This is a genomic window from Streptomyces laurentii (assembly GCF_040635425.1).
Taxonomy (GTDB): Bacteria; Actinomycetota; Actinomycetes; order Streptomycetales; family Streptomycetaceae; genus Streptomyces; species Streptomyces laurentii.
The window spans coordinates 1-4,152 of record NZ_JBEYHT010000122.1; the positions used below are offsets into that span (position 1 = coordinate 1).

Sequence of the window (4,152 nt, forward strand, 5' to 3'; positions counted from 1 at the left end):
GGCTGTGTCGTCGGTCGTGAGCAGCCGGACGACGAGGACGACGGCGGCGCCGATCGTGGCCATGTAGGCCCAGCCGGGCCTATTCCGGCGCAGAGCGCCGGAATTCGGTCCATTCTTGAATTCGCGGAGCGAATTCCCCGCGCCGTTTCCGGAATGGAGCGTAGCGGAATTCCGGAATTCGGTCGCAGATCGAATGTGAGGGCGCTTGCGCCCGATTTCTTTTTGGGTGATAGGTGACGCTTTGTTTGAATTCGGGGAATTCAGTTTCGTTCCATTCCTTAATTGCGGGGGGATTTTTCGCTTTTCGTGTGGCTTTGGCGCCCATTTTTCGGGGGTTTGTCGTGGGCTGTTTCCCCAGGTCAGGGGGTGTTTCGTTAGGAACGTAGAATTTCCCCGGACCTGAGGGCCGGGGAAATTCTAGTGGTGTGGTGGAGGGTTAGAGGGCGGCGATGATGAGTGCGGCGGCGCCGAGCCAGGCGGTGTGCCAGCTCTGGTCGAGCGCGTAGGCGCCGGTGGCCAGGGTGGCGGCGGGCTTGCCCTCGGCGGTGACCGGGTGGGCGGGGTGTGCGCCGGTGCCGAGGGTGTAGAACTCGCCCTTCCCGCAGATCCGGGCGAGGGCGGCGAGGGTGGTGCGGCGGTCTGCCCACCAGTGGCTTGCCGCGTCGAGGCCGAGCCCGAGAAGGAGGCCGGCGGCGCTGAGGTGGAGCCCGAGGGCCAGGGCGACGGGGGCGAGGACGGCGGCCTTCGTGATGGTGAGGCAGAGGACGTGCTTGGTGCACGCGAGGCGGCCGGCCCGGCCCGGGAGTCCCTTGTAGGCGGCCTGGCAGGAGGACTGCACCCAGTGGTCGCCGACGGAGTGGCCGATCCAGAGGGCGATGAAGACGGCGGCGAAGGTGGCGGGCATGATGGGGGCCTTCCTGGTCTGCGGGCTGGGGAGGAAGGGGCGGCCGTGCGCCTGGCAGTGGACGGCCGCCCCGGTTGTGTTGGGAGGGGCGGTCAGCGGTCGGTGACGATCCAGCCGCGGTCGGGGTGGCGGCGGATGGATCCGCCGGGGGTGTGGAGCTGGCCGGAGACCTGGCCGATGCCGAGGGCATCGAGTTGGGTCAGGAGGTCAGCTGCGCGTGTGGCCAGCTCGCGGGCTTGCTCTTCGGTCTGGCGGAGTTCGTCGGGGGTGCCGGTGAACATGGTCAGCCTTCCTGGGGGCGGTTCTTGGTGGCCCATTGTTCCCAGCGGGAGGGGCGGTCGCGGCCTTCGAGGACGGCCTTGCGGCGGGACTGGGCGGTGGACTTGGTGACGTCCATGGCGTGGGCGAGCTGGCCGAGCGAGCCGCCGAGGGTGGCGTGCTGCCGGATCGCGGCGTCGCGGAGGCCTTGGAGCCTGGGCAGCAGCCGGAGGTCGAGGTCGTTGATGACGGTGTAGAGCATGGCGGCGGTGGCCTCGGTGGGGGCCGAGTCGGTGTCGGTGTTGCGGTCGTTGGCGCCGGTGCGGAGGAGGGTGAGGGCCCACAGGGCGGTGTCGAACCAGTCGGTGAGGGTGTCCAGGTCGATGCCCAGGGCGGCGGACTGGGCGGGGGTGAGGCTGAGGGTGACGTCGACGCCGCCGAGGCGGGCCTGGTCGCCGGTGCGGTAGGTGATCGAGTCCATGGGGGTCTCCTTCTGGTGGGGCGCCGGCGCTTTCGAGGGCGCCGGGTACGGTCCCGGAAGGGGTACGAACCTTCGTACCCACCCCTCCAAGGTACGAAGGTTCGTACCCCTTGTCAAGGCGTTCGTGACGCCACGACGTCATGGGTTCGCGGGGCCGCCACGGTGCTGTGAGCTGGGCTGGTGAACGCGAAAGGCCCCGGAGACCGAAGTCTCTGGGGCCTTGGTGAGTGGGGTGGTCAGCGCAGTCGTCGCATGAGGGCTTTGTGGGTGGGTTCGTGTTCGCGGGCGAGCCGGGTCAGTTCGCGGAACACTTCGGCTTTGTCGAGCTGGCGTCGGCCGGCCTCTTCGCGGAGGGTCAGGATCCAGAGGTCGATCTCGGCGGCTTCGTCGGTGTCGAACCGTACGGTCGTGGGGATGGCGTCGGCGGCGGCGGGCGGGGGCCGGCGCCCGCCGCGGGTGCGGCCTGGCTTGACGGGCTTCGTGGGCGGCCTGGTCTCCTCGGCCTCGAAGAGCGTCGGTTCCTTGTGCTCCTGGCCCTCGTCGGCGTCGGGGCCTCCTGGCCCCGTGGGCTCACCAGAGCCCTCGGGCCTGGGCTTGTCGCCTTCGTGGCGGAGCCTGCGCATTCTGGCGAGGTCGGCGTCGAGGCCGCCCATGTCGGGAGGGCCGACCTTCTTCGAGGCGCTCATGCGGCCAGCACCGCCTTTGCCAGGTCGCGGTACCACTCGGCGGCTTCGCACTTCGGGTCGAACTCCAGGACCGACTGCCGCTCGCGCCATGCCTTGCGGATGTCGGTGCGCTTCTTGATCTCGGCGATGACGGGCGGGTCGCCCATGCCGCGGAACGCTTCGAGCATGGAGGAGACGATCTGTCCGTCGCGGGTGTCGAACCGGCTGGGGATCAGGCCGAGGATGTCGATGTCGACGTCCATGTCGTAGGTGAGGACGCTGACCATCTTGAGTAGCAGCCGCAGCGCGCGGATCGAGGAGTCCTCGGCTTCCACGGGGACGAGCAGGCCGGAGCGGCGCCCGGGCTGTTTGCGGGCGGCCATGAGTGCGCAGTCGGTGCCGGCGCCGAGGGACGGCGCGCAGTCGATGACGACGTCGTCGATCTCGCCCTCGAAGTGGGCGAGGAGCCGGGCGAGGCGCATCTCGCGGTTGTTCGACAGGTAGAGGCCCTTGTCCAGCATGAACATGTCGATGTTGGTGGGCAGGGCCCAGATGTTGGGCCGGTACTGGACGAGGAGTTCGTGGGGGTCGCCCTTCCACTCGCCGAGGATCCAGCCCTTCATGGTGCGGTCGTCGGGGCTCTCCTGGAGGCCGAGGGCTTCGGTCATGTGGCCTTGGGGGTCCCAGTCGACCAGGAGCACGCGCCGGTCGTGCTCCGAGAGCGCGGCGCCCAGGTTGATGGTGTTGGCGGTCTTGCCGACACCACCCTTCTGGTTCGTCATCGCGAAGGTGTTCATCATGGCGGCAGCCTATGGCCTCACAGTCCTTGTGCCGTAACGCCTGGGGCCGTGTTGGTGACGTCACGGACTCACGGGGCCGTGACGGCAGGAGGGTCAGTAGCGGCGGAGGGTGGCGTCGCGGTGTGCGGGCGGGGGCGGGGTGTCGAGGGGGTGGAGCCAGCGGGTGGGCACGGTGAGTTCGCCGACGCGCGGCAGTTCGACGGGTTCGTCGTCGGCGTCGAGGAGCGTCCCGTCGAGCCGGTAGGTGTGTCCGGGCGGGAGGCCGGCGGTGGCGGCCTGGTCGTCGGTCAGCTCGATGGTGAGGCGGGCGGTGGAGCCGACCCGCAGTCCTTGGGCGGTGCGGGCCTGGGTGTCGACGTCGGTGATGGTGAGGGTGAAGAACGTTCCGCGGAGCCAGATCAGGGGGAGCCAGGAGTCGCCGATGGTGTGCGGGTTGTAGCGGCGGGTGGGCAGGGAGCCGGGGACTTCGCACCGGTAGCTCTCGCCGACGCGGACGTCCTTGGTGCGCATACCTCAAGCGTCCCGCTGCCCGCGGCTGGACGCTCGGCCACGATGGCGGTGTGCGAGCGGAGCGAGAGTACGGTGGCCGGCCACCGCGCGGCAGCTGCTGCTCCCCCTCAGCCGTGTCCGGGCGGTGTGGTCGCCTCACGCTGGGGTGGTGGTGACGGCGGGGGTACGGCGCCCGGCCCCGTACGCGCGGTGTCGAGGCCGGCCGGACGCGGGGCGACCCCACCCCTCCCGCCGCCAGCCGCTTTTGCCCCGTGCCACCGGCCCGCGGTCGCCGGACGGCGTGGCCACGGAGGATTACGGGCCGTGGGCGCCCTCGGGGAGTCCAACGAGCGTGTCCCCGCCCGGGAACGGTCGGGGGCCTCACAGGGTGGGCGGGCGGTGTGGCCTGGGCGTATGGGGTGTGAGGCTCACGGGAAGGCCCTGTGGTGAGCGCCGGGTCGGCCGAGGGCGGCGGTGACGCCCATGGCCACGAAACCGGTGACGACGGCGCCGAGGGCGGCCGCCAGGCCGTGGACCAGGCGTCCGGCGGGGTCG

General features: G+C 70.4%; 7 protein-coding genes. 1 reads left to right on the top strand and 6 read right to left on the bottom strand.

Going from position 1 to position 4,152, the window contains the following annotated elements:
* Nucleotides 1-237 (top strand): hypothetical protein (locus ABZ693_RS35890; protein WP_359885691.1); only part of this gene is annotated, 237 nt, incomplete at its 5' end.
* 199 nt (nucleotides 238-436) lie between these two features.
* On the opposite strand, the gene ABZ693_RS35895 is transcribed toward ABZ693_RS35890, so the two are convergent.
* The 6 genes from ABZ693_RS35895 to ABZ693_RS35920 form a co-directional block, all read right to left on the bottom strand.
* Nucleotides 437-904, bottom strand: a complete 468-nt coding sequence (locus tag ABZ693_RS35895) for a transcriptional regulator (RefSeq protein ID WP_359885692.1) — start codon at nucleotides 902-904, stop codon at nucleotides 437-439.
* A gap of 92 nt (nucleotides 905-996) precedes the next feature.
* Nucleotides 997-1,185, bottom strand: a complete 189-nt coding sequence (locus tag ABZ693_RS35900; protein ID WP_359885693.1) for a hypothetical protein — start codon at nucleotides 1,183-1,185, stop codon at nucleotides 997-999.
* A gap of 2 nt (nucleotides 1,186-1,187) precedes the next feature.
* Nucleotides 1,188-1,643, bottom strand: coding sequence for a hypothetical protein (locus ABZ693_RS35905; RefSeq protein ID WP_359885694.1), 456 nt, complete (start codon nucleotides 1,641-1,643; stop codon nucleotides 1,188-1,190).
* 236 nt (nucleotides 1,644-1,879) lie between these two features.
* Nucleotides 1,880-2,329: a hypothetical protein gene (locus tag ABZ693_RS35910; RefSeq protein ID WP_359885695.1), complete on the bottom strand. Its 450-nt coding sequence runs from the start codon at nucleotides 2,327-2,329 to the stop codon at nucleotides 1,880-1,882.
* Nucleotides 2,326-3,108 carry a ParA family protein gene (locus tag ABZ693_RS35915; protein ID WP_359885696.1) on the bottom strand — a complete coding sequence of 261 codons (783 nt, stop codon included), beginning with the start codon at nucleotides 3,106-3,108 and terminating at the stop codon, nucleotides 2,326-2,328. Before ABZ693_RS35915 ends, ABZ693_RS35910 begins: the two co-directional genes overlap by 4 nt.
* A 93-nt stretch (nucleotides 3,109-3,201) precedes the next feature.
* Nucleotides 3,202-3,618 carry a hypothetical protein gene (locus ABZ693_RS35920; RefSeq protein ID WP_359885697.1) on the bottom strand — a complete coding sequence of 139 codons (417 nt, stop codon included), beginning with the start codon at nucleotides 3,616-3,618 and terminating at the stop codon, nucleotides 3,202-3,204.
* Between the last annotated feature and the right edge of the window lie 534 nt (nucleotides 3,619-4,152).